The sequence below is a fragment of the Anaeromonas frigoriresistens genome, assembly GCF_016820655.1.
Classification (GTDB): domain Bacteria; phylum Bacillota; class Clostridia; order Tissierellales; family SIT17; genus Anaeromonas; species Anaeromonas frigoriresistens.
Genome location: NZ_WSFT01000051.1, coordinates 24,488 through 50,697, shown reverse-complemented (window position 1 = coordinate 50,697; position 26,210 = coordinate 24,488). Strand labels below are relative to the sequence as shown.

At 28.3% G+C, this 26,210-nt stretch carries 29 protein-coding genes and 1 riboswitch; of the genes, 4 read left to right on the top strand and 25 right to left on the bottom strand.

The features are described from left to right. Positions 1–222: 222 nt before the first annotated feature. On the bottom strand, positions 223–699 hold the full coding sequence (locus tag GOQ27_RS13870) for a peroxiredoxin (RefSeq protein WP_203367475.1): 477 nt from the start codon (positions 697–699) through the stop codon (positions 223–225). Positions 700–858: 159 nt separating this feature from the next. Between GOQ27_RS13870 and GOQ27_RS13865 the strand changes: the two genes are divergently transcribed. Beyond that, the gene (locus GOQ27_RS13865; RefSeq protein WP_203367474.1) at positions 859–1,050 is read left to right on the top strand and encodes an asparagine synthase; all 192 of its coding nucleotides are present in this window, start codon (positions 859–861) and stop codon (positions 1,048–1,050) included. A 30-nt stretch (positions 1,051–1,080) separates the two neighbouring features. Here GOQ27_RS13865 and GOQ27_RS13860 read toward each other — a convergent pair whose 3' ends face one another. The 21 genes from GOQ27_RS13860 to GOQ27_RS13760 form a co-directional block, all read right to left on the bottom strand. Beyond that, positions 1,081–1,824: a peptidylprolyl isomerase gene (locus GOQ27_RS13860; RefSeq protein WP_203367473.1), complete on the bottom strand. Its 744-nt coding sequence runs from the start codon at positions 1,822–1,824 to the stop codon at positions 1,081–1,083. A 68-nt stretch (positions 1,825–1,892) separates the two neighbouring features. Continuing rightward, positions 1,893–2,831 carry a DMT family transporter gene (locus tag GOQ27_RS13855; RefSeq protein WP_203367472.1) on the bottom strand — a complete coding sequence of 313 codons (939 nt, stop codon included), beginning with the start codon at positions 2,829–2,831 and terminating at the stop codon, positions 1,893–1,895. 93 nt (positions 2,832–2,924) lie between these two features. Continuing rightward, complete coding sequence (locus GOQ27_RS13850; protein WP_203367471.1) at positions 2,925–3,110, bottom strand: DUF378 domain-containing protein; 186 nt, start codon at positions 3,108–3,110, stop codon at positions 2,925–2,927. Positions 3,111–3,174: 64 nt separating this feature from the next. Next, positions 3,175–4,011: a Cof-type HAD-IIB family hydrolase gene (locus GOQ27_RS13845; RefSeq protein ID WP_203367470.1), complete on the bottom strand. Its 837-nt coding sequence runs from the start codon at positions 4,009–4,011 to the stop codon at positions 3,175–3,177. Positions 4,012–4,021: 10 nt separating this feature from the next. Then, positions 4,022–4,591, bottom strand: a complete 570-nt coding sequence (locus tag GOQ27_RS13840; protein ID WP_203367469.1) for a class I SAM-dependent methyltransferase — start codon at positions 4,589–4,591, stop codon at positions 4,022–4,024. Positions 4,592–4,639: 48 nt separating this feature from the next. After that, positions 4,640–5,941 carry a M18 family aminopeptidase gene (locus GOQ27_RS13835; protein ID WP_203367468.1) on the bottom strand — a complete coding sequence of 434 codons (1,302 nt, stop codon included), beginning with the start codon at positions 5,939–5,941 and terminating at the stop codon, positions 4,640–4,642. Positions 5,942–5,958: 17 nt separating this feature from the next. Beyond that, the gene (locus GOQ27_RS13830) at positions 5,959–6,327 is read right to left on the bottom strand and encodes a DUF1292 domain-containing protein (RefSeq protein ID WP_252187856.1); all 369 of its coding nucleotides are present in this window, start codon (positions 6,325–6,327) and stop codon (positions 5,959–5,961) included. Positions 6,328–6,502: 175 nt separating this feature from the next. Beyond that, complete coding sequence (locus GOQ27_RS13825) at positions 6,503–7,960, bottom strand: aminoacyl-histidine dipeptidase (RefSeq protein ID WP_203367467.1); 1,458 nt, start codon at positions 7,958–7,960, stop codon at positions 6,503–6,505. Positions 7,961–8,049: 89 nt separating this feature from the next. Beyond that, positions 8,050–9,147 carry a tRNA 2-thiouridine(34) synthase MnmA gene (gene mnmA / locus GOQ27_RS13820; protein ID WP_203367466.1) on the bottom strand — a complete coding sequence of 366 codons (1,098 nt, stop codon included), beginning with the start codon at positions 9,145–9,147 and terminating at the stop codon, positions 8,050–8,052. Positions 9,148–9,208: 61 nt separating this feature from the next. Then, positions 9,209–9,667 carry a hypothetical protein gene (locus GOQ27_RS13815; RefSeq protein WP_203367465.1) on the bottom strand — a complete coding sequence of 153 codons (459 nt, stop codon included), beginning with the start codon at positions 9,665–9,667 and terminating at the stop codon, positions 9,209–9,211. Between the two features lie 138 nt (positions 9,668–9,805). After that, complete coding sequence (locus GOQ27_RS13810; protein ID WP_203367464.1) at positions 9,806–10,327, bottom strand: 4Fe-4S binding protein; 522 nt, start codon at positions 10,325–10,327, stop codon at positions 9,806–9,808. A 137-nt stretch (positions 10,328–10,464) separates the two neighbouring features. Further along, the gene (locus GOQ27_RS13805) at positions 10,465–11,508 is read right to left on the bottom strand and encodes a PTS sugar transporter subunit IIC (RefSeq protein WP_203367463.1); all 1,044 of its coding nucleotides are present in this window, start codon (positions 11,506–11,508) and stop codon (positions 10,465–10,467) included. A gap of 75 nt (positions 11,509–11,583) precedes the next feature. Next, positions 11,584–11,675, bottom strand: a riboswitch (glycine riboswitch). A gap of 208 nt (positions 11,676–11,883) precedes the next feature. Then, positions 11,884–12,591: an N-acetylmuramoyl-L-alanine amidase family protein gene (locus GOQ27_RS13800; protein ID WP_203367462.1), complete on the bottom strand. Its 708-nt coding sequence runs from the start codon at positions 12,589–12,591 to the stop codon at positions 11,884–11,886. Positions 12,592–12,695: 104 nt separating this feature from the next. Beyond that, positions 12,696–13,157: a QueT transporter family protein gene (locus GOQ27_RS13795; protein ID WP_203367461.1), complete on the bottom strand. Its 462-nt coding sequence runs from the start codon at positions 13,155–13,157 to the stop codon at positions 12,696–12,698. 452 nt (positions 13,158–13,609) lie between these two features. Further along, complete coding sequence (gene codY, locus GOQ27_RS13790; RefSeq protein WP_203367460.1) at positions 13,610–14,386, bottom strand: GTP-sensing pleiotropic transcriptional regulator CodY; 777 nt, start codon at positions 14,384–14,386, stop codon at positions 13,610–13,612. Positions 14,387–14,690: 304 nt separating this feature from the next. Continuing rightward, a complete protein-coding gene (locus GOQ27_RS13785; RefSeq protein ID WP_203367459.1) occupies positions 14,691–15,578 on the bottom strand; it encodes a toast rack family protein in 888 nt (295 codons plus the stop codon). Between the two features lie 15 nt (positions 15,579–15,593). After that, the gene (locus GOQ27_RS13780) at positions 15,594–16,541 is read right to left on the bottom strand and encodes a hypothetical protein (protein WP_203367458.1); all 948 of its coding nucleotides are present in this window, start codon (positions 16,539–16,541) and stop codon (positions 15,594–15,596) included. A gap of 1 nt (position 16,542) precedes the next feature. After that, positions 16,543–17,097 carry an anti-sigma factor family protein gene (locus GOQ27_RS13775; RefSeq protein ID WP_203367457.1) on the bottom strand — a complete coding sequence of 185 codons (555 nt, stop codon included), beginning with the start codon at positions 17,095–17,097 and terminating at the stop codon, positions 16,543–16,545. Next, on the bottom strand, positions 17,070–17,648 hold the full coding sequence (locus tag GOQ27_RS13770; protein ID WP_203367456.1) for an RNA polymerase sigma factor: 579 nt from the start codon (positions 17,646–17,648) through the stop codon (positions 17,070–17,072). Before GOQ27_RS13770 ends, GOQ27_RS13775 begins: the two co-directional genes overlap by 28 nt. Positions 17,649–17,744: 96 nt before the next feature. Then, the gene (locus tag GOQ27_RS13765; protein WP_203367455.1) at positions 17,745–17,927 is read right to left on the bottom strand and encodes a hypothetical protein; all 183 of its coding nucleotides are present in this window, start codon (positions 17,925–17,927) and stop codon (positions 17,745–17,747) included. 40 nt (positions 17,928–17,967) lie between these two features. Next, positions 17,968–18,474, bottom strand: a complete 507-nt coding sequence (locus GOQ27_RS13760) for a D-glycero-alpha-D-manno-heptose-1,7-bisphosphate 7-phosphatase (protein WP_203367454.1) — start codon at positions 18,472–18,474, stop codon at positions 17,968–17,970. Positions 18,475–18,883: 409 nt separating this feature from the next. Here GOQ27_RS13760 and GOQ27_RS13755 point away from each other — a divergent pair, with 409 nt between their 5' ends. After that, positions 18,884–19,804 carry a CAP domain-containing protein gene (locus GOQ27_RS13755; RefSeq protein WP_252187855.1) on the top strand — a complete coding sequence of 307 codons (921 nt, stop codon included), beginning with the start codon at positions 18,884–18,886 and terminating at the stop codon, positions 19,802–19,804. Between the two features lie 126 nt (positions 19,805–19,930). After that, complete coding sequence (locus tag GOQ27_RS13750; RefSeq protein ID WP_203367453.1) at positions 19,931–21,475, top strand: methyl-accepting chemotaxis protein; 1,545 nt, start codon at positions 19,931–19,933, stop codon at positions 21,473–21,475. 18 nt (positions 21,476–21,493) lie between these two features. Here GOQ27_RS13750 and GOQ27_RS13745 read toward each other — a convergent pair whose 3' ends face one another. After that, positions 21,494–22,669 carry a class I SAM-dependent methyltransferase gene (locus GOQ27_RS13745; RefSeq protein ID WP_203367452.1) on the bottom strand — a complete coding sequence of 392 codons (1,176 nt, stop codon included), beginning with the start codon at positions 22,667–22,669 and terminating at the stop codon, positions 21,494–21,496. A 106-nt stretch (positions 22,670–22,775) separates the two neighbouring features. Continuing rightward, the gene (rsgA, locus tag GOQ27_RS13740) at positions 22,776–23,834 is read right to left on the bottom strand and encodes a ribosome small subunit-dependent GTPase A (protein WP_203367451.1); all 1,059 of its coding nucleotides are present in this window, start codon (positions 23,832–23,834) and stop codon (positions 22,776–22,778) included. Positions 23,835–24,255: 421 nt separating this feature from the next. On the opposite strand from rsgA, the gene GOQ27_RS13735 reads away from it, so the two are divergent. Further along, on the top strand, positions 24,256–24,465 hold the full coding sequence (locus tag GOQ27_RS13735; protein ID WP_203367450.1) for a hypothetical protein: 210 nt from the start codon (positions 24,256–24,258) through the stop codon (positions 24,463–24,465). A 480-nt stretch (positions 24,466–24,945) separates the two neighbouring features. Here GOQ27_RS13735 and GOQ27_RS13730 read toward each other — a convergent pair whose 3' ends face one another. Further along, positions 24,946–26,172 carry an NAD(P)/FAD-dependent oxidoreductase gene (locus GOQ27_RS13730; protein WP_203367449.1) on the bottom strand — a complete coding sequence of 409 codons (1,227 nt, stop codon included), beginning with the start codon at positions 26,170–26,172 and terminating at the stop codon, positions 24,946–24,948. Positions 26,173–26,210: the final 38 nt, after the last annotated feature.

The following is a 26,210-nucleotide window of genomic DNA, read 5'->3' as shown; positions in this document are numbered from 1 at the left end:
TATTGGATTGAGTAAACATAACCTCTTCCGTAACTTACATTGTTATTCATATCATCACCTATTCCTATTATATCATATGTTGCTAGTATATTCTACTATATAACTATTGTTTATATGAATTATTTTTTATCATATGTTATATCTATTAAAAAAATAAAAACCCTTCATAAAAGCATAAATTAAGGACAAAACCTTTTAAAAGGTTTTGTCCTTAATTTATATTTACATACTTTTAATATATTCTAGTACTTCTTCACCATGTCCTTTAGCTTTAACATTTCTAAATTCTTTAATTAAAACTCCTTCTTTATCAATAATAAATGTTGATCTTACTGTCCCTATAACTTCTTTTCCAAACATTTTTTTGGGCTTTAAAACATTGTATAATTTATGTATTTCTCTATTTGGATCACTCAACAATTCAAAAGGTAAGTTAAATTTTTCTTTAAATCTATTATGACTTTTAATGCTATCTTTACTTATTCCCAGTACTTCAAAATTATACTTAATTATTTCGTTATAATGATCTCTGAACTCAGAGGCTTCAGTTATTCAGCCAGGAGTGTTATCCTTTGGATAAAAAAATAATATAACATTTTTATCTTCTTTAAAATCTTCTAGTGAAGTTTTTTCACCATTAGTAGATTCTAGGCTAAAACTTAGAGCTTTTTCTCCTATAACAGGTTTTTTTTCTTCCATAAAATCACCTCATAATATTTATTATATCTATTGATATTACCCACAAATAATTCAATTAACCATTTCTTATATATTTGTATTATTCCTAATTTAACCTATTATTATTTAATAACTTATTGGTTAAAATACTAATATACTCTTTTAAAAGGAGGTAATTAAATGACTGTCAAAGAAGGAACTATTCCTACTGCATTGGGTGCTGTAGTTACTACAGCTGGTTTAATGTCTAAAAGAAGTACTAGAAAAAATTTAGCTTGGGGCATAGTGGGTTTTGGTCTAGCTCATATTGTTTTAGGTGGAATAGATTTAGTACAACATAGAAATGATGGAAGCATTATAGACAATGAATAAAAAATAAGTGAAATGGCTTAGCCATTTCACTTATTTTGTTTCTATATTATATTTTCCTTTTAATTCACTAGTCTTATTTAAATAAAGATCATTTTGCTTCATTCCTATTAATTGTTGCTTAATTTGATCTCTTACCTCATCTAAAACTAATTGTTTTTCATCTTTTTTATCTTCTAGTTTTATTATATGGTATCCAAATTGAGTTTTTACTGGATCACTAATTTCTCCAACATTCATATTGAATGCTGCTTCTTCAAACTCAGGAACCATTCTTCCTTTAGTGAAATACCCTAAGTCTCCACCCTTTTCTTTTGATGGACAGCTTGAATATTTTTTAGCAGCTTCTTCAAAACTAAGTCCTTCATTTAACTCTTTTTTGATTTCTTCTGCTTTTTCTTTATCATCAACAAGAATATGTTTAGCGCTAGCTTGCTCGCCTTCTTTAAACATTTCTTTATTATTATTATAGTATTCTGTAACTTCTTTCTCTGTTACATCTGCATCACTTAATAAAGCTCTCATAGCATATTGCTTTAAAAGACTTGCTTTTGCTCTTTCTAATTCAATTTTAAACTCAGCTTCTTCATCCATATTTTTATCTTTTGCATCAAGATAGAATAATTCTTGGTTGATTAGCTCTTCTAATAACCTTTGTCTTCCTTCTTCAGAATTAAATTGCATAGCTTGTTGTGGACCTAAGCTCTGTAGTAATTGTTGTAAATCTTGTTCTGTTATCTCTCTTCCTTCAACTACTGCTAATACTTTATTATCCATTTAAAACTCTCCTTTATAATAGATTCATTGTCAATGATATCAGATATGATGTCATCTGTCTAATTTTATTACTGTCTCATAGTTCTGTTCTTATTTAGTTTACGACTCTTGCCATAATAATTAGTACCCCAAACTCCTATGATTATCATAATTCCACCAATATAATGGTACCAATAAAAAGATTCATTTAATATTATCACACCAGCTATAATGGAAACTATAGTAGTTAAATTCGTAAAAACAGCCGATTTTGATGCTTCTAGCTTTGATAGCATATAATTCAGCATAAAAAAAGCTATTACAGAGGATAAAATCCCTAAGTATAATATTGATATTATAAATTTCACATTTCTTAAAGGTAACAAATATTGATTAATATCTCCATTTATTGAAAATTTTATTATCGATATCATATTAAATATTATAGCTCCCACCCACATCATTACAAAGGTAATCTCTACAGGCTTAAAGCTCAATGAGGATTTTCTTGATAATATATTATAGAATCCTGCCGAAAGAACAGCACCTAATAGAAACAATACCCCAATTATGTTACCGTTAATCTCACCTTTCATTATATTGATAAAAATTACTCCACAGACTGAAAGAAGAACGAATACAACTTGTACTAACTTTGGTCTTTCATTTAAAAATATAAAAGCCAATATAGTAACTATAACTGGAATAAGAGCTATCATCATCCCTGCCTCAGAGGAAGATGTATATTTTATTCCAATAGTTTCAAATATAAAGTACGCAATAGGTTGAAAAAATGATAATAAAAATAATATATGTATTTTTTTGCCTTTGAAATCAACTTTTAATTTCCCAATAATATTTAATACTGTTAATGCTATTGCAGCAACAAGAAATCTCAAAGATAACATATAAAAAACATCATTATTTATCTCATTAAGTCCTATCTTAGTAAACAGAAAGGAAAATCCAAAGATTATAGAAACAGTTAATCCTGCAAAAACAGGTAAATATTCATTTTGTTTTTTCATCATATCCTCCATTATATATATTTAGACCCTCTAAATATATATAATATATTATTATATTATTTTTTTCAATATTTTAAGGAGCTATATAGCTCCTTAAAATATTAAATATAAAATTGTATATACTCCTGCTATACCAACTAAAGTATAGATTAATCGTGAAATAAGTGAGTTTTTCTTAAATAGAAATTCTACTAGGTTAAAATTCAGTAATCCAACCAGACCCCAATTAACAGCTCCTATCAGAATTAATACTACTGATAATGCATTTATTATTGACATAGGACCTCCCCCTTAATTACCTTCTTATTAAAATATATTTAATAGGTCCTATTATTATGACTTATTAAATGTCAAATATTCTTTTTAACTCAAAGGCAACTCCAGAGTTATTATTATCTCTACTTGAAATAATATCTGAGGACTGTTTAGCTTCATTACATCCATTTTTCATAGCTATTCCTAAGCCTGATTCTTTTAACATTTCTACATCATTATTATCATCACCAATTGTAATTATTTCTTTATCCATAATATCCTTTTCATTAGCATACTCCATTATGCTATTCCATTTTGAGCCTAAAGGGTTCATGACTTCTAGTATAGGTCCTGATTTATTAAGATTTCTCATTATATGATAAGAAAATTTATTTGGATATTTATTTTCTATCTCCTTTATAAAACTATCTAGTTTTTTATATTCATCTAAATAACAAGCTACTAGTATTTTATCATCTTCATAGTCTATAAAATTTCTAATCCTTTTATATCTTTTTTCTTCAGAACTAATATAATTCTTATATCTCTTATCATTAATATCGTATTCTACAACAAAATCCCATCCTTTTTCATAGCTATTAGTGTGAAGGATTGGATGTAAATTTAATTTTTTACCTTCCCTTAATAACATATTAAAGTCTTTTAAATCCAAATATTTTTCTATTAATATTTTATCATCCTTAACTCTTCGTACAATATTCCCATTATTTGAGATTATAATAATATTCATATTTAGATTCTCTATAAGTTTTTTTGCTGACCAATATCTCCTACCAGTAGCAATTATCACTTCAATACCTTTATCTATTAAACTTCTAAGGGTATCTAAATTATCTTTACTTATTTCTTTATCATCTGTAAGTAATGTACCATCTAAATCTATTGCAACAAGTTTATAATCCATAATTCTACCTCTAAATCTTTCTAACAACTAACCCATAATGGGTTTCATTAATATCTATCTTATCTACTACTACTAACCCTTTTTCTTCAACAATACTAATCAATTCTTCACTATCTAATCTATCTTTATAAGGAGGGCCTTCTTCTGTATCCTTCTTTTTCCATTCTATAAATGAAATTAACCCATTATTACGTAAGTATGCTAAATAATTTTTTAAAAATTTATCTTTATCTGCAACCTCATGGAAAATATTAGACAATATTATATAATCTACTTCTCCTACTGGCGAATCATATTCTGTTCCCTTTATTAATTCAATATTATTTATATTTTCTTTTTCGATTTTTTCCTTTACTACATCTAACATTTCCTCTGAAATATCTGATGCATATACTTTATTATTTTCTCCTATTATCTTTGCTGCAGGAATGGAGAAAAAACCAGTCCCACAACCAATATCAGCTACATCATATCCTTTTTGTAATAATAATTTATTTAAGATTTCATTAGGCTTAAAAATTTCTCTTCTTTTTTCGGAATCAAGTTTTTCCTTGTGTTTTGGATCAAATTTGTGAGGCATATTATCTCTCCTTCTGTTTAAAAAATTAGGGTAGCATAAATGCTACCCCTATAGTTTATAAAATTGATCAAATGATTTTTTTATATAATAATGATCTTTTACTCCACACAGTTCTCTAATTGAGTGCATTCCTAGCATAGGTCCACCAATATCAATAGATCTTATATCTAATTGGCTTGAAGATATAGGTCCTATTGTTGAACCTCCTCTTTCGTCAGATCTGTTAACGAATTTTTGATATGGTATACCTGCCTTTCTACATATCATCTCATATACAGCGCCAGAATCACTATCTGTGGTATATGATTGATTAGCATTTATTTTTATAACCGGTCCACCATTTAATACAGGTTTATTTGTAGGATCATGTTTATCTGAATAATTAGGATGTAAAGCATGAGCCATGTCTGCTGATATAATAAAAGAATTATCCAAAGCCATCATAAATGATTCTCTATTTTTATTTTGTGCTAATACAATTCTCTCTAAAATATTTTTTAGCATAGGAGAAGCTGCTCCTTGCTTTGTTCTACTTCCTATTTCTTCGTTATCAAAGCATGCCATTACACTAGTCCCTTCAGTAATAGGTGCCTCTATTAATGAATTTATCCCTGCATGCACCATAGCTAAATCGTCAAGCTTACCAGTAGAAATAAACTCATTATTAAATCCTATGATATTTCCTTTATTATACTCATATAAAAATAAATCAAAGTCTATAATGCTCTCTGGTTTTATATTTAACTCTTTAGCAATTATATTTACTAAATAATTGTTCTTTTCAAACTCTTCAGTTATTATAGAAGCTAATGGTAGAGTATGTTGCTGTTTATTTAGCTCTATACCTTGGTTTACTTTTTTATTCATATGAATTGCTATGTTAGGTATTATTAATACAGGTTTATTTATATTCAATAATTGAATTTTAGGGTTTAATATATCACTATTCTCTATTGAAACTCTACCTGCTATTGATAAGGGTCTATCTAACCATGTATTTAATATTGGTCCACCATAAACTTCAGTATTAAGCCTTAAATAAGTATCTCCTTCAACCATTTCAGGATTTGGTTTAATTCTAAATGTAGGAGTATCTGTATGGGCTCCTATTATTTTAAATCCTTTTTCTTCAATTTCTCCACTACCTAATTGAAAAGCTACTAATGCTGAATCATTTTTGGTAGTAAAGTATTTTCCACCCTTCTCTACATTCCATCTTTCCTTTGACTTCAACTCTTTAAATCCTTTTTCCAATAGTATCTTTTTTAAACTATCAACCGCATGAAATTGGGTAGGACTTTCATATATAAAATCTAATAAACTTGTAGCAAAATCTAGCTCCCTAGTCACCTAATCACTCCTTAGACTTATTCCTCTTCTTCCTCTTCATTATTAAATAATTCATAATATGCTTCTGATACTATCTCAAACTCTTCATCTTCTTCTATAGTTTTAAGCTCAATTACTCCTTCATTCTCATTATATTCATATAATAATACTCTTTCATCATTTTCAGGAAGTAATGCAATATATTCTTTGTCATCTACTTCAAATATACCTACTACATAGCAATTTATAACCGTTTCATCATCTAAAGTAAGTTCTATCATTTCTAATTGCTCATGGTCGTGATCATGTCCTCCACATCCACATCCATGCTCATGCTCATGGTCATGTCCTTCACACCCACAGTTTTGATCTTCATTTTTATCATTACAACAATTATCTTTATTCATTATATACTCTCCTTTATATTTAAATTACTCAATAATTATTTTACCCATTGAGTATAGGTATTAATTACATATTATTATATTTATTAAAAAGAATAAAGTCTTTAATATTAATATACATTAAATATTTACAAAAAAGCGAGGAATATTCGCATTCCTCGCTTTTTTTTATGATAAATTATTTTATTCTTTCTAATACAGATACTAAGTAATTCCACATTCTTTCAGTAGAACTTATGCTTAAAGCTTCTTCTGGAGTGTGCACATCATACATATTTGGTCCAAAGGATATCATATCTACATCCCCTAACTTCTCTTTAAACAAGCCACATTCCAATCCAGCATGAATTGCAGATATTTCCGGTTCATTTCCAAACATATCTTTATAAGATTCAACAAATACTCCTCTTATATAAGAGTTTGGATCATACTGCCACTCAGGATAATCTGCTTCAGGTGTCATCTCAGCTCCTATTATATCAGCTAATGCCTTTTGTCTATTTAATATTTCTTGCTTTAATGTTCTAACAGAACTTCTTATTGCACTTTCAAATACAATTTGTTTGTCAAACGTAGTTACGACTCCAATATTGGTAGAACTCTGTACTAACCCTTCTATATCCATACTCATACTCTGAATTCCATTTGGAATCAATCTGTAGAGGGTTATCAATTTATTCACTGTATCTTTTGAAAAAATCTTATTAGGCTTTTCATCCATTTCAGTCAATGCTATTTTAATATCTGGATCAACAGATTTTAATTCATTTGTAAGAATATCATTCCATTCTTCTATTTTACTATTTATATTTTCAAATTCATTACTATTAAAAATAATTTTAGCATCTGCTTCTCTAGGTATTGCATTCATTTTTGCTCCACCGTTAACTTCATAAACAGATATATCGAAACTCTCATTTAAATCAAATAATATTCTTCCAAGAATTTTATTTGAATTTCCTCTCTGTTTATTAATCTCCATACCAGAGTGTCCACCTCTAAGACCTCTAACTGTTAATATATAAGGATTAGTTCCTCTATCAATATTTTCCCATTCAATAGGTAGTTTAATTTTATTTCTTACTCCTCCAGCGCAACTAACTAACAATACTCCTTCTTCTTCTGAATCAATATTGATAAGAATTTTACCAAGAAGATTTTCTTTATGTACTTTATTAGCTCCGCCCATTCCTGTTTCTTCTTCAGAAGTGATTAAAACTTCTAATGGTGGATGAGGAATATCATCAGATCCTAAAATTGCCATAGCATATGCGACAGCTATACCATTATCTGCTCCTAAAGTAGTCCCTGTGGCCTTAACAAAGTCTCCATCTATTCTTAAATCTAAAGGTTCTGAACAAAAATCATGCTCTGTTCCTTTATTTTTTTCACATACCATATCCATATGCCCTTGAAGAATAACTGTAGGTGAACTTTCATACCCTTTAGTTCCAGGTTTCTTGATAATAACATTTAGTGCTTCATCTTGAATAACCTCTAAATTATTTTCTTTTGCAAAAGATACTAAGTAATTACTTACATTCTTTTCATCTCCAGAGCATCTAGGTATTTTTGATAATTCTTCAAAATAATAAAATACTTTTGATGGTTTTATATCTCTTAAAACTCCACTCATATTTAACATCCTTTCATAATTTATTACTTATTACATCTTATATTATACAATATAATTGTATGACACCCAAATAACAATACTGTAATTTATTATAGCTTATCAATTACTTTATTTATTGTGCCTCCTCCCAAGCATATTTCATCATGGTAGAAGACTACTCCTTGACCTTCTGTTATAGCCTTTTGTTTTTCATTAAATATTACCTTTGCTGTATTTTCTCCCGTAGGAATTACAGTTACCCCTTGATCCCTTTGTCTATATCTGAATTTAGCACTACATTTGAATTCTTCTTTAGGATTTTTCTCACTAATCCAATTTATATCTACTGCCTCTAATGCTTCCGAATATAATGCAGGATTTTTAGATCCTTGTGCTACATATAATATGTTTTTTTCCAAATCTTTATAAGCGACAAACCAAGGTTCACCAGTTCCCACGCCTCCTATCCCTAGTCCTTTTCTTTGTCCTTTTGTATAATACATTAAGCCATTATGTTCCCCTAAAACTTCTCCCTCAATACTTTTAATTTCTCCAGGTTTAGCTGGAAGATAATTATTCAAAAATTCATCAAAATCTCTTTCTCCTATAAAGCAAATTCCAGTACTATCTTTTTTGTTAGCTGTTTCTAAATTATATTTTCTTGCAATTTCTCTTACCTTTGGTTTGTCAATATCTCCAATAGGAAACATAGATTTTGATAGCTGGTATTGATTTAATTGGCATAGAAAATATGATTGATCTTTATTTCTATCTTTTCCTCTTATGAGATGGTATTCACCGTCAAAATATTTTATATTCGCATAATGACCTGTTGCAATATAATCTGCTCCTAGTTTTAATGCATGATCTAAAAATGCTTTGAATTTGATTTCTTTATTACATAATATATCAGGGTTTGGTGTCCTACCATTTCGATACTCCTCTAGAAAATAGGTGAATACCTTATCCCAATATTCCTTTTCAAAATTTACTGTATAATATGGTATGTCAATCTGCTGACAAACTCTCCTCACATCTTCATAGTCCTCAGTTGCTGTACAATACTCTTCATCTTCTTCATCCCAGTTTTTCATGAATATTCCTATTACATCATATCCTTGTTCTTTTAATACTAAAGCAGCAACGGATGAGTCTACTCCACCGGACATACCTATAACTACTCGTGTATCTTTATTTGATTTTTCCATACTATCTCTCCTTGTAACAAATATATAATAAAAACATTTTTCATTACCAAAAAAACTACTTTCAATTAATTTTCTTGTAAATAAAATTTCTATACCCTAAAAGAAGAACAAAGCTTAAAACATATACTATTGGAGACCATGGAATGATTTCCCATTTAGGATATAGAACTATATTATATGGTTTAGTCACATATATCTCTAACACTGTTAAGATCATTGACCACAATAATATATATAATATAGTATTAACTTTACTCTTAGGTTTATAAGAAATAAATATAATCCAAATACTAGGAAATACTAATAGTCCTACTATTAATGAATTTATACCACTATTATCATAACTTACATAATGATATGTAGCAAGTTGTTTACAGTATATCATATCAAAGGATAAAGCCATCAATGCAGTCATGATTACTACAAAAGTATCTATAAATTTTATACCCTTTGTTAAAATTATCATTGATGCTAAAATTATAATTATAAGTATTATTAATATGAATCCAAAATACCCCATTCCACTTCACCTCCCTATAGAATCATATATTAGCTTTTGAATAATAAACTTATATTATTCAAAAGCTAATATATTTTTAAATAAGCATAGTTATAACAATATAAAAGGATTCTTACTATTAGTAAGAACCCTTTTATATTAAGATACTTTTTTCTTTTGAGAAGATTCTGTTCTTTTCTTCATGATTTTTTGTGGCTTTTTCATATTTTTATTTATAAGTCCAGTAGCATGACCCATAGGACATACAGTACACCAGCTTCTAGGTTTAAATATTACTCCCATCATGATTCCAACAATAAATGAAACTCCCATGAATCTAAATAAACTAAATGCAATTTTATTAAAATTACCCTCAGCATGAATCAAAGATACAGTTAATAATGTTATCATAAGCATTAACAATGCATTTTTTGCTAATTTACTTCTCATCCATTTAGGCATATTATTATTAAAACTAATTTTTTGTAAGAATTTACCTAAGAATGATCCTCTTGGGCAATAATGAGAGCAGTGAACTTTCCCTCTCCCTCTTAATGCGTGATATATTGGAGCAGTCATACATACAAAACCAAATATTCCAAATCTAAAATCTATTATTGATAATAAGAAGAAGCTAACTATTATTATCCATGACCAACTCATATGAGATTTCCTCTTCATAATAAACACCTCCAACTATATATTGTTATATCTATATATTACAATATTATGATTTAATCATCAATAGAGTTACTAATATCCGTAATTTTCTTAATATTCAGTATAAATATCTTTAAAAAAATAGATCCTGAAAGGATCTATTCTAATACTAAGTCATTATTCTTAGAGCTATTAGCTTTTATATTTTTTAACTTTCTATATGTTATATATATATATGTGCCTACATACCCTCCTATTATTCCACCTACTGCAGCTAGAGTTAGAGCTAAAATGACAGTTGAAGGTGCATTGAAACCAAAAGGAGCAAGCATCCCTGGAATTGGTGAAGCTGTTCCTGGAGCATTATTTACTATTCCCAAATAAGCAGCTACTACTCCTCCCAATCCACCTCCAATAAAATCAGAAATATAGATTGGTAAAGGATTTTTAGTAATTATATCTGCTTGAGTTAAAGGTTCTAACATAACAGCTAAAGTGCTTCCCTTTTCTCCTAGTTTTAACCTTTTAAATACAATACCATTAGTAAATGCGCCTGCAAAACTTGCTATAGAAGCGATGCCCATAGCTAATCCTTGCAGTCCTAACATTGCAGTTAATGCCATAGAGCTTAATGGTGATGTACACATTATCTTCATAATTCCACCTAAAAAGAATCCCATTAATATAGGTGATTGAGTTGCAGCCACCTGTATCATTTCACCTATTGAAAGTAAGGTACTATCAACTAATGGTGTAGATACTACTCCTATAACCCTTGCCAAAGGTGCTATTAATAATGCACCTAATATTATATCTAATCCCTTTGGCAATACTCTTTCTAGATGAGGGCCTAGTAGTCCTATTGTATATCCGGCTATAAATCCTGGTAGTATGCCTAACCCTGACATTGCAGCTCCAGCAACTGCTGCATATATTGGGTTAACACCCATATTAAGTCCAACTAATATAACTGCTATTACCCCTCCCATACTTCCTGAAGATAATCCTACTTCTCCAAGAAAGTCGAATCCTAAAAAGTCACCACTTATATATTTATGGACTGCTTCTACTAGGAAAGTAGCAACTGCAGCTCCTGCTAAACCTGACATAGCTTTGTCACCTTTTTTTACCTTTAAACTAAATACTGAAAACAATATCAATGTAAGTACTAATAATCCTAATCCTTTTATAACACTAAACATACTATCCCTCCTAGTAAAATTGATTAATTTTTGCAATAAAATAAGGTGCAAGAAAGCATAAAAAAAATCATGCTATCTTGCACCCTGTCCGTGTACCTGAAAGTTTCCTCAGTTTTATATGAGTTTCTTCTTCGGCGCCCAAAATGGATCTCTCCAGGGGTGTGTCAAAACATTGTATCTGACCTGAAAGTTTCAGAATTAATCAATTAGCTAGATTAATTCTTTTCTCCTACGGTTATCCTTTTCGGATATCTCCAATGTTTGTCTTCCACATATTCATTTAACTCAATTATAAATTCTTATATTATAAAAATCAACCTTTATTTTATTAAGTTCTATTAAATATTATCATTGTTTGCTATATAAAATAGATAATTAGTCTATCCTAGCAATATTTCTAATTTGATTTATCTTTTTGCTGAGCTTATTATTACTTTCTCTTAATAGGATATTTTGATTTAATAAGTTCTCATATGACTTTTTATAATCTAGCATCTCATCTAAAATAGAGTTAGATCTTAAATTAGATTTATAAGTAATATCAAGATATTCTAATAGACCTCTTACAACTGCGGCAGCATATTTTCCCCAGTTATTTAATATTTTTTTCTTATCTTCAGGATTTGAGGCAAATCCGTATTCTATTATTACAGTTTCAACATTACCAGTTTCCCTATTCATATAATAATAATCTTTGGTAGGATCTTTAGGGTGTCTTTTTGTAAATACCTTCCTCTGATTAACTCCTTCTCCAACCAATTCTTCCATAATCAATTGAGCCAATTTACCATCACTATATATAGAATGGATAATTTCATCACCTTTTGGACTACTATTAGTAAAGTTATTGATATGATTCGATATACATATTTCTGCTCCTGATTCTTTTACTATAGATGTTCTTTTATCAGGGCTTAAATATGTGTCATCATTTCTTGTTATTTCAACTTCTACTCCTAATTCTTTAAAAATATTATATTGATATAAAGATATCTTAAGATTCATATCTTTTTCTAACCAGTGAGAATTACTCCCTCCTTCTGTGTCTTTGCCTCCATGACCTGGATCTATTATAATTTTCAAAACCCCACTCCTTTCTAATGATCTTTCCTATATTTATTTATATATATCTAAGAGTGTGATAATTTACTACAAAATAAGACGCCTGTTTATAAACAGGCGTCTTATTAAAAATTAATTATTTTTTTCAAAGCTTTCATAACAGGAACCCCTATTAATGTCACTACAACTAGCTCTCCAAAAGCCACATAAGCCATACTTGGAATTAATGGAAGACCAAATAAAATATTTAATTGAAGCCCTATTATTATTCCATTTGCTATAGCAGGAAATAATGAAGCGATCCAAATATTTTTAACCTTTGTCATAGGGTAAACAGCTAGAAATGTTGCAATTGTACCTACTATTATATCTATAGGCCCTAAAGTACTTGCCATATTTGCAAAAAATGTACCTATAGTTACCGCCCAAATATATATGGGATTAAAGAAAGCTAATAGAGTTAACATCTCTGATACTCTAAATTGTACTTGCCCATAACTAAGTAATGGAAAAGCAACCGTCAATACCACATAAATTGCTGCAACTATTCCTATCTTTGCTATTATTTTTGCGTTGAATTTTTTCATTGTTATTTCCTCCTATACACAACTAATTTTTTATAAGAGTTAAAAAATTTCTTAAAACTGAAGTTGTCTATAAGAGTCTCTTTTATTAATTGAAAATATTGTTTATTCATAATTTCTTTTATGACTTTTTTATTCTTTAATATTATAAAGTAAAAATAATTTCTTAAAGAATACTTCTTTAGGTTATATGGGACTGTTTCTTTCGTACCATATATATTCATTTACATCACTCCTTGTTTTTTTTCTAGTGGGACCAAGGAAACACTTATAGACCTATATATATTATCATAAATTTAAAAAAAGTCAAAAAAATAGCAGTCTAAAAAGACTGCTTCAATAGGGAAATATTATAATACAAAACAACATTGCATTATTCATATTTTATTATATAATACAATGTTGCTTAGAGTATTAACTAAATGCTAATATTAAGTTAACTATCGGTAATATTTTTATCTTCTCATTTTATCTAGTTCTTCTAACAGTTTATCATTAAGTATTTTTATAAATGTTCCTTTCATACCTAGAGATCTAGATTCTATGATCCCCGCACTTTCTAGCTTTCTTAAAGCATTTACAATCACTGATCTAGTTATTCCTACTCTATCTGCAACCTTACTTGCTACCAATAATCCTTCGTCTCCATCTAATTCATCAAAGATATGTGTTAAAGCTTCTAATTCAGAATAAGATAATGTCTTAATACCCATTTGAACTACTGCTTTTTTACGAGTTTTTTCTTTCATTGCTTCGCTCTTAGATCTAAGAATTTCCATAGATACAATAGTTGCACTATATTCAACTAAAACTAAATCATCCTCAGTAAATTTCTCATTTGGTCTTGCTAAAATCAAAGTTCCTACCCTTTCCCCGTTACCTTTAAGAGGTACTATAGTTGCATACTTATCATAACTTTGAATATCTTTACTGAAAATATCTAATAATTCATCTCCAGTAACATTATGTATTACTGAGTTTACTCTTAAAAGTTTTTCATTATATTCTAATGGGAAATTCTTACTGCCTGTTTCTGGATCAGTTATAATTGGATTTTCTGAATCATCCTTTAAACTTACACCTATAACCTTTCCTCTTGCACTTATGACATAAGTATTTGAATCTAATACATCCTTAAGACTATGACTTAAAGTTGTAAAATTTACCGGTGCATTTCCTGCATCTTGTAATATTTTATTCAATTTTCTAGCTTTTTCTAATAATGTTGACATTGAAATCCTCCTCATATATATATATAATTATTATTTTACTTTTAAATATACTCATAAATTATAACAAAACAATATAGCTCAATATTCATTAGATTGTTAGATGTTAATTAAATCTACTTATTTAAAAATAAAAATCATCATGTTAATAACATAACATTAGAGATTTTATATTATTATGTAGAATTTTGCAAGTGTTCTGTATTATTTAAATTATACCCCAAAACATTAATTATTAAAATATTATACAACTAAATTGTTTAAATATTTAGAAAAAAATAATAAAATGAGGCAATAATTTATTGCCTCATTTTATTTCCATATTCAATAATGTTCCTTTAAGATTGATTATTACTCTATTTGGAGAAGATTCATAATTACTAGTTTTAAAATCACCATCCTTTGACTTTAATTTATTATCTTTGACCTTTATATTCGATAATGAGTCTATATTACTAATTTTAATTCCAACATTATCTGGTATTTTTATATCTACTTCAGATACATTCCCATCAAATTCGATTGATGTATCTCTGTATATTTTTTCTCCAAAATCTAAATCTAACTTTCCAGCATTCATTTCAATTCCAATATTTTCTACATTCATATTCCCTAATTCTCTAATTTCTAAGTTTCCTGCATTCATTTCAATATCTAAGTTTTCTAGAATTTCTTTGTTTTTATTGTTTGTTCTTATAATCGTATTAGATGCATTAGTATTAATTGAAAAATCTTTTACCATTAAATCCGTTAAATCAAATTCATTTTTTACTGCATTAATATTTATATCAAAGTTTAAAGGGAGTTTATCTGAAAATCTAAGATCCCATTTATTATAGATTTTATTAATTCCTTTATAATTAAATGTATCTTTAATTATTATCTTATCCTCATCTAATTTAAAAATTGGTTCTATCCCTTTTACATTAGTTTTAACTTCTCCTCTAAATAAATCCTCTTCATTTTTGGAGATCCTTATATTCGCAGAGTTAATATCTATCATAACTTTAGCGGATTCTAATCCATTACCATCAAAAGACTCTCCAAAAGTTTTAATATCTCCCGTGTCTATATCTTCACCAATTATAAGTCCTCCATCATCTGTTAGATTGATTTCTCTATCATTTAAATGAAATGTACAACCTGTTGCAAATATTAATACTATTAATATGATTAATAAGCTTATTCTCTTCATTTCTATACTCCTCTATTATAATTTATTATTTTCATTGTCCCTAGGAGGATAATTCTTAATATATTGATTATCATTAAAATATTCTACAGTACCAAACTTAGTATCAACAATAGCACCTATTCCGAGTAATTTACCTAAATACAATATAGGCTTTATTATTAAAGTTAATTCTAATAATAAATATATTAATGAACCCACTATAAGCTGAGTCATAATCGTCCAACTGCTATTACTACCTACTTTTCTTCCTATAGCAATTTTAATTGCTGTATTACCTCCAACCCCTGCAATGGTCATAAGAGGTAATAATAGTAAAATTACCGGAATACCTATTATTATGGCTGAGCCAATTGTTAAAAATAGCCAGTAAATTATCATAACTAATAGTCCTATTCCAAAGCGTCTTGGTATATTTACGACAGTAGCATCTGTAATTTTATTCATTTTTTCTGGAGCTACTAATACAAATATCACTGAACCAATAAACCCAAATAAAGCTTTAATAAAAACTATAATGAATATAAGAAATAGTAAGCCACTAAATCCCGTTATCATATTTCCAAATACGAAATTATCATTAGCTAAAATACTAACTTCTCCCCCTCCAATTTGACTTCTAGGAGATATAACGTTACTTCTTCCAAAAATTTGCACTTTATCTCCAGTTATTAAAGCATCACTTGACATATCTACGTTTCCAAATATGGTTACTGTACTACCATCTACCTCACCATCTAAATCAAGTGACCCAAATATAGTTACTACATCCCCATCTATATCACCTTCTATATTAACATCCCCAAAAATTGATACTACTGTTCCTCCTAAGGTGGTTCCTTCACTTATATTTATATCTTCAAAAATTGATATTTTATCCCCATATATTTCATTGTCAACAGCAAAAGCCACACTTGTAAATATTAATAATGTTAAAATTACTAATATACTTATTTTTTTATACACATTAATTCCTCCTTAATCTAAATAATTTGTTCCACCCATACACAATAGTTGTAGAGGCTATAACTATCCATATACTAAATAATATATAAAAATATATGGGTATATTATTTAATAAATCTATGATTCTACCTAAGCCTCTTATAATATTGGGCATGTAATTTATTATCATATTTGTACTCCATACGATAACTGATACAAAAATTTCTCTAATAAAATCTTGTTCAATAATAATATCTGCTAAAAACGATAGATAAATATAGTGTCCTATAAGCAATAAGGAAATAAAGATTGGTACATAGACAAGTTTCTTGACTTTTTTATTTCTTAATTTATATCTTTTCTTGTCTATCTCCATCATAACCATATCTTCGATATCCTCTGGAGGTTCTATAATATCTAAATCTCCCATCTCATCTAAAGCCATTTTCAACATATTAAATTCTTCGCTACATTTAGTACACTTTTGAATATGGGAATCTAATATGGCTCTCTCCGAAGGTTTAATATCATTATCAATTGACCTCATAATTAGCATTGAAGCTTCTTTGCAATCCATTTCGACTCCTCCTTTTTTACACTTTCTAAGTTCTCTTTTAAAATGTTCCGGGCTCTATATAGTCGATTTTTTACTTTTGTCATTGAAATATTAAGCACCTCAGACATCTCCTTATAAGATAGGTTCTGGTTATGATACATAATAATAAGTATTCTATATTTATCTGGTAGCCTATTTATAGCTTCAGTTATTTCTCTCTTGTTTTCTTTATGCAAGAATACATTTTCTGCACTAGCTGCAGTATCACTATTTTCTATATCTAAATTTATATCCATAGTATCCAACCTCTTTTTTTTCTTATTATCTAAACAATAATTTGTGGTTATTTTCAAAATCCAGGATACAAATTTAAATTTAGGATCATATTTATCCAGGGAGTTATAGGCTTTTATAAAGACTTCCTGTGTAATATCTAATGCATCTTCATTATTATTGGTAAATCTATAGGCAATATTATAAATTCTTTTTTTATACCTTTTTACCAAAATTTCATAATACTCTCCATTGCCCTTTAAACATCTATCAATAATTTCAGAATCAGTATACTCCAAATAACTCACCTCTTTTTTCCTTCTATAATAATACTACGATATATTTTTAAATTTGTCTGATAATTATAGAAATTTTTCAAAAAAAGAAGAAGATCGTTACCGATCTTCTTTTAACTCTTCTTCTTGGGTATTGATATCAATTCCTTCTAAACTGGCATCTAAAATATTTCGTAGTGATCTTCTTTGAGGTAATCTATGAGTTTCTTCAGCAAATTCAGCAAAATATTTCTCATTCGTTACTTCATCGAATTTTTCTTTGAGTCTTCTTTTTTTATCCATTTTTATCACCCTTAATTAGTTTCTCACCTTTAAGAATTTATTATTCTTTTTTAAGAATGGTATTTATTACTTCTAATAAATCTTTACCATTTACATATGCATATTTATTTTTCTTTCCGATTTTTCCAGTCTTACATCCTGCCTTTAATCCTGCTTCAATATCTGTATCCATATCTCCTATCATCCAGCTTTCTCTCAGATTTATATTATATTTTTCAGCTAATTTTAATATCATTCCTGGATTTGGTTTTCTTAAGTTTGACTTAGTCTTAAAGTAGGGACAATACTCTATATCCTTAATCTTACATATTCCTTCTAAGTCTTTTATCATTTTTTCATGTATTTTTTTCATATCTTCATGACTAACATGACCTAATTCTATTCCACCTTGATTAGTAACTACAAAGATAGAGTATCCTGCATCATAAGCTTTTTTAAGTGCTTCTTTTGCATTTTCATATACGATTAAATCTTCAGGTTTATTTACATGTTTTCTAGAATTATCATTAATTACTCCATCTCTATCTAAGAATAATACTTTTTGCATTCTAATCACCTCTGATATTATTTTACCCTTTACTTATAAAAAAAATATCCATAAACAAATTCTATTATTTATAATTATCACTTTAGGTACTTTATTTTCTTTATAATTTTTTTAATAAAAATAAATTTTAATACAATAATCATTGCTATACTTCTAGGTGCAATGATTACCAATTTAACTCAATATAAGATTTCTGGGACTATATTACTATTTCTCTTTATTATCTACTCCACAATTAGCTACTTTGTTGTCAATAAAATAATTGATGAAACTTCGAAATAGTCAGCTTTGCTGGCTATTTTTTATTGTTTTAATGACATAATATTACAAGAATATAAATGATTCTTTATAATTTCTGCTTTCTTTACAATATTCCTTTAGCTATAATTATTATCAAAGGGGTGATAACTTGAATAAAAAAATCATTAGCATTGCATTAGGGCTACTCATCATGCTTTCGTTATTAACTGTAGTATCTGCTCAAAGTTTTATGGATAATGATTCCTTTAGTTATGACAATATAGCTAAAAAATTTGAAGAGTTCACAAATCGAATACTTAATAAAGATAGTAAAGAAGAACTTATCTCTCAGAAAGAGACTCTTGACATAAATGATAAAGAAACAAAATCAGAAGAAAAAAACATCTTAGAAACTAATGAAAACTCTGACTCTAAAGAAATATCTACTAATCCTGAAGAAAACATAGACAAGCCTGAAACTAAAAATAATACAAAAGAAACTCCACAAGAATCAAAGCCTGAACCTAAATCAGAAGTAAAACCAAAACCAGAACCTAAGCCAGAACCTAAGCCAGAACCTAAACCAGAACCTAAATCAGAGCCTAAGCCAGAACCTAAACCAGAACCTAAACCAGAACCTAAACCAGAACCTAAACCAGAACCTAAACCAGAACCTAAGCCAACTACTCCGGTAAGTAGTTCCAGGGCCTATGAAAAGGAAGTTATAAGACTTGTAAATATAGAGAGACAAAAGGCTGAACTTCATCCTCTAACTGAGAATACTACTTTATCTACTATAGCAAAATATAAATCTCAAGATATGATAAATAACAGCTATTTTTCTCATACATCTCCTACTTATGGTTCTCCTTTTGATATGATAAAAAGTTTTGGTATTAGTTATGCAGCTGCAGGAGAAAATTTAGCAGCTGGTCAACAAACTCCTGAGTCTGTTGTAAAAGCGTGGATGAACTCTCCAGGACATAGAAAAAACATTCTTCATGAAAAATTTACACAAATAGGCATGGGTTATATTAAAAATGATAAGGGTTACCCTTACTGGACTCAAATGTTTATATTACCTAGATAATTTAAGGGGGGCTAAATGCCCTCTTTTTTTACATCTTCTATTATCTAAATATTTAGAAAATAGAAGGTATTTAGTTGTTTTTGTAGAAGTATAAAATTATTGAGTAAAAAAAGGGGGAAACAATGAATGTTGTATATTGTAGTGATACTTTCAATTTTACTATTAATTACACTTATACTTTATGTTAGATCTAAGCAAAAGCTTAAAAATTTAGAATCCAAAATCAGCCTTATTTCTACTGGTAATTTTACAGAAACCTTTGACTCTAAAAAAATGGGTCCTTTAAAAGGTATTGGTACTACTTTAAATGTTCTATTAAAAAACTTTCGTAGATTTATAGCAAATGTAAATTCATCAACCGACCATGTAGAAGAGTTTATAGAACACATGACAATAAATGCTCAAAAATTAAATGAAGGATCAACTCATAGTTCTAGAGTGATTACAGAAATAGCTAGTAGTACTGAAAAACAAACAAGCTCAATTATACAGGCCTATGATTACACTGAACAAATAATTAAAGATTTTAATACTATTACAACCAAGACCGAGGAAGCAAAAAACAAAGCTTCATCTACTAAAGATATTGTCAATAAAAATAAGGAAATATTCAATACTTTATTAAATACAATTAAGATTAATACAGATAATAGTATAGATTTAGTAAATAAAATCAATCGTCTAGAAGAAAAAGCTAATGAAATAAGCGGTATAACAGTATCTGTTAATGAGATTAGTGAAAATACTAATTTATTAGCATTAAATGCTAGTATAGAAGCTGCAAGGGCTGGAGAAATGGGTAAAGGTTTCGCTGTTGTAGCAAATGAAGTAAAATCATTAGCAAATGAAGCTTCACAAGCATCAAATCATATAAGAGAATTAACAAATTCTATCAAAGAAGAAATTTCTAGTATAGCTACTGAAATTCGATCGGATTCTGAAAACATGCAACATGACATCCAAATAGCAGATGATGCAAAACATCATTTTAATAATATAGTAATATCTACAGACGAAACAATCAATCTTATTGATTTAATTAATAATCTAGCTAATGAAGAACAACAAGTTATTAATAATATAAAAGAGTTTATGGAGGGTGTAGCTGCCACCTCTCAACAAAACACTAGTGCTACTCAAGAGGCTTCAGTGACCATTGAACAACAAACAAATATGATAAATGATATGTTTAATTCTCTAAAAGAGTTAAGCAATAAAACATCAGATATAAAAACTGTCATAAATTCATTTGTTACATCCTTTAATATTGATTCGACTAAAAAAGATTTAATAAATCAAGGTATAGATAAACTAAATTCCATTTCTAAAGATTCTTCTATAATGAATTTTAACAGATCTTCATCAGAAACTTATATGCAACAAATTATTGATAAAAATAAGAATTTTGAAATATTAACTCTTCTAGATTCTGAAGGAAATACGGTTTCCATAAGTTATAATAAAGAATTAGATTTGGGAAATCAAGAAGATCTATATGATAACTTTAAACATAGAGAATATTTTAAAAAAGCTATACAAGGAGATGTATACATATCTAAGCCATATATATCTACTGACTCATATAATTATTGTATAGCAATGTCAGTGCCAGTAAAAGCTTCTAATGGCAGCATTACAGGTGTATTAATGGCAGATTTTGCTTTATTATAAGTAACTATAAAAGGCGGCTTAATAGCCGCCTTTTAATCTTTTTTCTAAAACACTTCCCATTTTCTTTTCTATATAAGGATCCACTTTCCAAAACTTTTTAAACTCTAAATATTCGTCAATCTTATTACTATCAATTACACCTTTTTTTATTCCCCTAATCAATATATTCTTAGGAGTATGCTCCATATCAATAAATTCTAATAACTGAATATCATAGCCTAATATTTCTAAAATATTTCCTCTTATGCTGTCTGTTATTAGAGAGGATAATTTTTCTTTTATTATCCCATGTTTTAACATAGGTACCATAACTTCATTGTCAATTTTATTGAATAGTTCATGTTGGCAACAAGGAACTGACATTATTACATTCGCACCCCAGTGAACAGCTTTAACTAGTGCATCATCTGTAGCTGTATCGCAAGCATGAAGTGTTATTACCATATCTACATTATCAAACTGATTAAATCCTTCTATATCGCCTTTTTCAAATCTAAGGTCTTCATAATTAAGAGTTCGGGATAATTCATTACAAAAATCTATAACATCTTCTTTTAAATCTAAACCTATCATCTCCACATTATAATCTAACTTATCTACTAAATAATAATATAATGCAAAAGTAAGATAAGACTTTCCACATCCAAAATCTATTATCTTAAGCTTTTTATTTTTGTTTAAATTAGGTATAACATCTGAGACCATTTCTAAAAATCTATTAATCTGCCTAAATTTATTATATTTTTTTTTATAAACCTTTCCCTCTTCATTCATAACTCCAAGTTGTATAAGAAAATCACAAGTATCTCCTTCTTGAATAATATAATTCTTCTTTTTATTATGATTGATATTTACTTGGGCTTTTGTGGGTGATTTTTTAAGAATTCTAATTTTAGATTTCTTATTAGAAAATACTTGATAATCATTATTTACAGTAAAGATCATCATTTGTTTAAATTTATCTTTTATTAAATCTAATATCTCACCTATTGCATCCTTAATGCTAAGGTTATTATGTATAACTTTTTTATCATAATTAAAAGTAAATTGTATTAATATATTATCTTTTATCTTTACAGGCTTTATAGTTACTTTTTTATATTCTAATCCTTTAGTTTTTTTATCACTAAGTACAGCATATATAAACTTATCATTTTCTAAGTTCTCTTTTAATACTTCTTCTAATCTTTCCATAATAACAGCTCCATTCACTTTAATGTTCTTTATTATAATAACATATTTTTAAAAAATTACTCAAAATAAAGGAGCTTTTTTTAAGCCCCTTTATTTTGATATTTGTTTATTTTCTTTTATGAGCCTTTATATATTTATTTAATGACTTATTCTTCTTTTTTTCTTCTAATTGTAATTTCCTATTTTGTTTTCTTTCAATATATCTTAATTCTCTTTGTAACTTTTTATAACTATCTAATCTTTCTTTAGCTAAGCTTCCATTATTAATAGCTTGTGTTATAGCACATCCAGGTTCAGATTCATGTTTACAGTCTGTAAATTTACATTTATTAGATAGAATTTCTAAATCCTTAAAGGCTTCTTCTATACCATTATCTCCATCCCATAAAGCTATTTCTCTTATTCCTGGAGTATCAATAATCAATCCTCCTTCAGGAATATTCATCATTTGTCTATGAGTAGTAGTATGTTTTCCTCTCCCATCATCAAGTCTAATATCTCCAGTATCCATAGTATCTTCTCCAATTAACCTATTCACCAAAGTTGACTTTCCAACTCCTGATGAGCCGAGCAAACATATAGTATTACCTTCCTTCACATATTTACTTAGATTTTCAACTCCTTTTCCCGTCATAGCACTTATTGCATGAATATCTACTCCAGGAGCTATATTTTCTACTTCTATAATTTTATTTTCTTTATCATCACATAGATCAGATTTGCTTAAAATTACTACAGGTATAGCTCCACTTTCCCAGGAAATAGTTACATACCTTTCAATCCTTCTTAAATTGTAGTTCTGATTTAGAGAAGTTACTATAAATATATAATCGATATTTGATGCTAATATTTGCTCTTCAATTTTATTTCCTGGAGCTTTTCTTTTAAACATACTTTTTCTAGGCAAAACATCATTAATTATAGCAAAATTATTATCTAATCGATTTATTACAACCCAATCTCCCACTACGGGAAAGTCAGATTTAGTTTCAATAGTATACCTTAATTTTCCAGAAATTTCCCCTTTTATTTCACCTATCTCTGTGATTACTTCATAATGATTCCTGTATTCAGCAGAAATTCTTCCAACAGTTAGATTATCATCTCCATAAGAATTATAATAATCTTGAAAAAAATCATTCCATCCTAAATTAATTAAACTCATTTTTTTCCTCCATTTTCCTTATTTAAGCACATAGAAATCCCACAGAAAACAAACCTTTCTGTGGGATTTAGAAGAATAAAAAAAGCATGGTAATTAACCATGCTAAATTTATAATTTATTTTTTAGTAGCTAAGGCTTATTTGTACGTCTTTTAGCTTATGAAAATTTACCAAAAGACCCATGTTATATTATTTTATTAGCACCTCTTTTATTCTATAACCTCTCATAATACAACACTCCTTTCACCTTCATATATTATCATTATATTTAATTATCAGAATTTTGTCAATTTTTATTATTTATTTAGCAAGAAATAATTTGCACTTTATTTAAAATAAGATTTACATAAAACTTCATGGGGTTAGATTGTAACTCTAAATTAAATATGGAATATAATATACTGAAGAAAAGGAGTGGTGTCATGAATAGAGAAGATTCTATATACTCTAATAACATTGAAGAATGTCCTTACTGTCCTTACTGCCCTTATAGAAGAAATTGTCCTTATAGACAATATGGAGCTCCTAGGTATGGAAACCCCAACGGGAGACGAGGATATGGCAACCCTTATAGTAGGCCAGGATATGGAATTAGAAGACCAGGATATGGACCATATTGTCCTTATAGATAATTAAATATATAAATAACCAAGTAGCTTTAGCTACTTGGTTATTTTAGAGCACATAATAATCTACCTTGCACCAATATAGATCACTTAGTATCCTACTATAGTCTTTCGATTATAATAGAACACTTCATAACCCATACTGATGGTTTGTTAAACTACATATAATCCCTTTACAGCTATACCTAACCTTTCGGCTAAATATAACCATATTATTCTAGAACTATATATAATCATAGCTCGACCCTATATAATGAATTAAAGCCCCATTACAATGGATTTAATCCACCATAATAAAACTGTTCTTCACTACATAGAATCTTCCCTCCAACCAAATACCAGCCAAAAATTGACCAATACCTAATTTTCGGTCGACCTATAAATACCTCCTACCAACAGAAGCATATATAGATCTTCGCCCAACTATTATATACCCTTTCGTTTATAATTCTCATTTTTTCTTCTAATTATGTATTTTGCTTTTCACTATCTATCATATCTAAATATTTCTAACTCTTTTCTTTTATTTCCACTAAATAAATCCGTTAGTAACTTTGCACCAATAGTAGAGTATAAAATACCATTGGATCCATAGGACATAATAAAATAACAATTAGGCATATCTTTTTTTTCTCCTATGTGGGGTAATCCATCCTTAGTTACTGCAAATATACCACTAAATTTATAGTCTATTTCCATATTACTAAATTGGGGATAGAATTTTTTGAGTTTTTCATATAAGATATTATATTTTACTTCTGATGCTTTATCATCATTAGATAAATTAGCCATATTGCTTGTTTCCTTACCTATTTTTTCATCGTCTCCTCCTATTATAATTCTATTATCCCCCGTAGTTCTTATATACGTATATGCATCTTTATCATCTCTCATCGTTATTGATTGCATTTCCTGCAACTTGTTTATAGGTTTAGTTACAATAGTGAACGTCCTAAACATATTTGCTAATTTTTTATTAAAATATTCTATAGATTCATATCCTGATGCAATTATTACTTTTTTTGCTTTAATTTTAAAGTTATTAATAGTCTCTACTACTACATTGTCAAAATTAGGTTTTATTTTTTTTACTTCAGTATTTTCGTATACTTTTACCCCTCTTTCAATAGCTTTTGATATTAGACTATGAGTAAATCTATAGGGATCTATTTCTGCAGATCCTTTATAGGAATATATCCCAGCATGTATGGGAACTGTTATTCCTTGAACTTCATTTTTATTCTCTAAAAACTCCACAGAAAAACCATGTTTTTTCCTTAATTCATATTCCTTTTTCATATAGGAAACCTTTGAAGAATTTTGGGTATAGTACAAACATTCATTTAATCTAAAATCACAATTATCACCTAAGTTACTAATAATATTTTCTATGTCATATACTCCTTGTTCACATAGCTTAAATGCAGCCACTGCTTTTTTTTCACCAATCATATGAGATAATCCATATAAATCAGTATCTACTTCATATTGTAAAATAGAGGTGGATGCTCTTGTACTTCCATATCCTACTATATTTTTTTCAACTACTACAACATCAAATGTATTTTCAGATAAGTAGTATGAAGCTAATGCTCCTGTCACTCCTCCACCTATTATAAGGACATCACATTCTATGTCCCTTACTAATGATGGATACTGTTTTGGTACTTCATTTATACTAGACCATAATATATCTCCTGATATTAGTTTCATTTTATTTCCTCCAATATTGAATAATACAATAATAATAT

Excerpts from the sequence above, each read along its gene's own strand:
- GOQ27_RS13805 (WP_203367463.1), bottom strand. The coding sequence starts at position 11,508 with ATGTTTAGTGTTATAAAAGGATTAGGATTATTAGTACTTACATTGATA.
- GOQ27_RS13825 (WP_203367467.1), bottom strand. The coding sequence starts at position 7,960 with ATGAGTGGAGTTTTAAGAGATATAAAACCATCAAAAGTATTTTATTAT.
- GOQ27_RS13865 (WP_203367474.1), top strand. The coding sequence starts at position 859 with ATGACTGTCAAAGAAGGAACTATTCCTACTGCATTGGGTGCTGTAGTT.
- GOQ27_RS13745 (WP_203367452.1), bottom strand. The coding sequence starts at position 22,669 with ATGGAAAGATTAGAAGAAGTATTAAAAGAGAACTTAGAAAATGATAAG.
- GOQ27_RS13750 (WP_203367453.1), top strand. The coding sequence starts at position 19,931 with ATGTTGTATATTGTAGTGATACTTTCAATTTTACTATTAATTACACTT.
- GOQ27_RS13860 (WP_203367473.1), bottom strand. The coding sequence starts at position 1,824 with ATGGATAATAAAGTATTAGCAGTAGTTGAAGGAAGAGAGATAACAGAA.
- GOQ27_RS13730 (WP_203367449.1), bottom strand. The coding sequence starts at position 26,172 with ATGAAACTAATATCAGGAGATATATTATGGTCTAGTATAAATGAAGTA.
- GOQ27_RS13840 (WP_203367469.1), bottom strand. The coding sequence starts at position 4,591 with ATGCCTCACAAATTTGATCCAAAACACAAGGAAAAACTTGATTCCGAA.
- rsgA (WP_203367451.1), bottom strand. The coding sequence starts at position 23,834 with ATGAGTTTAATTAATTTAGGATGGAATGATTTTTTTCAAGATTATTAT.
- GOQ27_RS13815 (WP_203367465.1), bottom strand. The coding sequence starts at position 9,667 with ATGGGGTATTTTGGATTCATATTAATAATACTTATAATTATAATTTTA.
- GOQ27_RS13775 (WP_203367457.1), bottom strand. The coding sequence starts at position 17,097 with ATGGATTGCAAAGAAGCTTCAATGCTAATTATGAGGTCAATTGATAAT.
- GOQ27_RS13845 (WP_203367470.1), bottom strand. The coding sequence starts at position 4,011 with ATGGATTATAAACTTGTTGCAATAGATTTAGATGGTACATTACTTACA.
- GOQ27_RS13810 (WP_203367464.1), bottom strand. The coding sequence starts at position 10,327 with ATGAAGAGGAAATCTCATATGAGTTGGTCATGGATAATAATAGTTAGC.
- GOQ27_RS13795 (WP_203367461.1), bottom strand. The coding sequence starts at position 13,157 with ATGAAAAAATTCAACGCAAAAATAATAGCAAAGATAGGAATAGTTGCA.
- GOQ27_RS13765 (WP_203367455.1), bottom strand. The coding sequence starts at position 17,927 with ATGGATAAAAAAAGAAGACTCAAAGAAAAATTCGATGAAGTAACGAAT.
- codY (WP_203367460.1), bottom strand. The coding sequence starts at position 14,386 with ATGTCAACATTATTAGAAAAAGCTAGAAAATTGAATAAAATATTACAA.
- GOQ27_RS13850 (WP_203367471.1), bottom strand. The coding sequence starts at position 3,110 with ATGTCAATAATAAATGCATTATCAGTAGTATTAATTCTGATAGGAGCT.
- GOQ27_RS13785 (WP_203367459.1), bottom strand. The coding sequence starts at position 15,578 with ATGAAGAGAATAAGCTTATTAATCATATTAATAGTATTAATATTTGCA.
- mnmA (WP_203367466.1), bottom strand. The coding sequence starts at position 9,147 with ATGGAAAAATCAAATAAAGATACACGAGTAGTTATAGGTATGTCCGGT.
- GOQ27_RS13855 (WP_203367472.1), bottom strand. The coding sequence starts at position 2,831 with ATGAAAAAACAAAATGAATATTTACCTGTTTTTGCAGGATTAACTGTT.
- GOQ27_RS13830 (WP_252187856.1), bottom strand. The coding sequence starts at position 6,327 with ATGAATAAAGATAATTGTTGTAATGATAAAAATGAAGATCAAAACTGT.
- GOQ27_RS13760 (WP_203367454.1), bottom strand. The coding sequence starts at position 18,474 with ATGCAAAAAGTATTATTCTTAGATAGAGATGGAGTAATTAATGATAAT.
- GOQ27_RS13735 (WP_203367450.1), top strand. The coding sequence starts at position 24,256 with ATGAATAGAGAAGATTCTATATACTCTAATAACATTGAAGAATGTCCT.